Raw genomic sequence first — 1,635 nt, forward strand, 5'->3', positions numbered from 1 at the left:
ATGAAACCTCAACTGTGGTGATGTAACGCATGATCGCATGCAATTCATCTAATACAGTCTTTTTATTTTATTAGACCCAAATTCTCTAATTTTTTTATAGCATTATTTTTTGAAAGTGAGTAACCATTCCTTACAAAGTTTTTAATTTCTTCAACATGTTCATAAAACACTGTGTTTATTTCTTTTAAATTCTCAATAAATAAGTCTAATATACTTGAGTCTACATTTTCCAAAGGAGAAGGCAGTTGTTTCTGATTCTCAAATAAATATGCCTCCTTAGCAGTTGCTGCAATTGCATAGCTAATGTTATCCCACATGGAAATATTTTGTTCATCTTCATCTAGTTGCATATAAATAAAGATTCCATTAAAGTCCGTTCCATCATCTAATAAAACATAGAGATCCTTTCCTGTCTTATTTTTGTTTTCCAAAAAATCCCAACAATCATCTAAGGAAGCACGAATTTGAGATTTATATTGCGTTTTAATTTGGGTATATATTGCCTCTGAATAAATTAACATGAAATACAAATTATTTTTTCCCATATTCTCAATTATAATCTTCAAATAGAAACTTAAAATAGTAAGTAACTAATTTGTCTTTTAAGTACTCTTCATTCTGAAATGAGGCATCCAAACTTGATAATTCTTCATATGTTTTTACTAATTTTTTATAAGTAATAAAATAATCTTTAAGTGTTTCTTCATCGACACTTTCAATGGTCTCAGGCAAATATTTTTCTCCCATAACATTATAAGAAAAATAACTAACAAGTGCCAAGAAATTTGCAATACAACCCCATACAGATGGATCTGTATCCTTATCTAGTTCAAAATAAGTTAAAATATCTTCTTCATCTATGTTTTCTAATCTACTATAGAGTAAATCTGGATCCGACTCTGTGATATTATTTATAGATCCACTCGTTAGTTCTAATGTTTTATTCACATATTCTTTATAATCCAAATTTTTTATATATTTTTTTAAAGGTTCTGTTAGTCTCTGCATAAAACATAAGAGATTAATATTCAATTCCATTCCTGCTTCCTTTCTAATTTTTAACATATTTACCATTCTCAACTATAAATTGTAAGCGTCCGTTTACTTTCACTCCTTCAACCACTTCTGAAGTTACCTCGATTCTAAGTTTCGGAAACATTTCACCCAATTGTTTAATAACTCCAGAAGGTTTGGCTGGGTTCCCAAGTCCACTTAAACAAGTTGGGCAGACACCTTTTGGATTTGATTGGTGGATTTTAAATGTTCCAGTAACATTTTCAGCTTCTAATCCTACTTCTTTTATAGCATTAATAAAATCGTTTGCAACATTTTCCTCAGCATGCCGAGTAGCTGAAGAAATCTTTCCTGAACTTCTTATTTCTCTATCCGGAAACGCATCATCTAAGTCAGATAATCCTGCTTCTTTACGAACTTTAGGTGAGCCACCTTCAAATACTTTCCCTTCAAGACCTGGAACATTGGTTTTTCCTACTGCAATAGTATCAGTTTCAGGAACTTTCCATTTGCGTCTTAAGTTAGATAATTCTTCAGAAGCATCCCACACCACATCATCTACTTTAGTTCCATAAAAAGCATTACGGGCTCGGAGTTTATCCAGTCGGGTGTTTTCTACAT

The 1,635-nt window shown here is 31.4% G+C and carries 2 protein-coding genes and 1 pseudogene; all 3 read right to left on the bottom strand.

What is annotated here, in order from left to right:
* Window positions 1-62 precede the first annotated feature (62 nt).
* Window positions 63-545, bottom strand: a complete 483-nt coding sequence (locus HMPREF9184_RS07100; protein WP_000517648.1) for an Imm6 family immunity protein — start codon at window positions 543-545, stop codon at window positions 63-65.
* Between the two features lie 4 nt (window positions 546-549).
* A complete protein-coding gene (locus HMPREF9184_RS07105) occupies window positions 550-1,065 on the bottom strand; it encodes an Imm6 family immunity protein (RefSeq protein WP_000913047.1) in 516 nt (171 codons plus the stop codon).
* A pseudogene (locus HMPREF9184_RS09310) lies at window positions 1,052-1,635 on the bottom strand (hypothetical protein); the annotation flags it as partial. The gene HMPREF9184_RS07105 and the pseudogene HMPREF9184_RS09310, both read right to left, overlap by 14 nt.

Source organism: Streptococcus sp. oral taxon 058 str. F0407 (assembly GCF_000235485.1).
In the GTDB taxonomy this organism is placed as follows: Bacteria; Bacillota; Bacilli; order Lactobacillales; family Streptococcaceae; genus Streptococcus.

What these genes read in the sequence shown, in the direction of transcription:
- HMPREF9184_RS07100 (WP_000517648.1), bottom strand. Translation starts at nt 545, where the DNA reads ATGGGAAAAAATAATTTGTATTTCATGTTAATTTATTCAGAGGCAATA.
- HMPREF9184_RS07105 (WP_000913047.1), bottom strand. Translation starts at nt 1,065, where the DNA reads ATGTTAAAAATTAGAAAGGAAGCAGGAATGGAATTGAATATTAATCTC.